Raw genomic sequence first — 392 nt, forward strand, 5'->3', positions numbered from 1 at the left:
TGCGGACGAGGGTCGGGCGGGAGGCAGGGCGGGACGTACGGCTGAAGCTGACGGCAGCGCGGCTGGGGTCGTGCGCCGTGCGGTCGGCGAGACCGCGAGAGCGGCGGCGACTCGGGGCGCCGCCTGTTCTTCCGGGGCGACTCGGTCCACCCGGGCCTGGACCCTGTCGGGGTGGTCGGGGTGGTCGGGGTGGTCGGTGTGCCGGTCGGCTAGGTCGCCGCGCATGGACCGAATTTCGAGCGCGTAGGAGTCGAGCTTCTTGGTGATGTAGCGCAGGCGGTTCGCGTAGTGGGGATCGGCGGGTGCGCCCAGGCCCTCCCACCAGTCGGCCGTCGTGTTGAGGGACTCGACGACGCGCTGGAGAACGCCGTCACCGGGAGCGGTCAGCTCGC

Annotated in this window: 1 pseudogene; it reads right to left on the minus strand. The window is 72.7% G+C overall.

What is annotated here, in order from left to right:
- A pseudogene (locus RB628_RS41585) lies at positions 1 to 392 on the minus strand (hypothetical protein); the annotation flags it as partial.

It is taken from the genome of Streptomyces sp. ADMS (genome assembly GCF_033441795.1).
GTDB lineage: Bacteria > Actinomycetota > Actinomycetes > Streptomycetales > Streptomycetaceae > Streptomyces.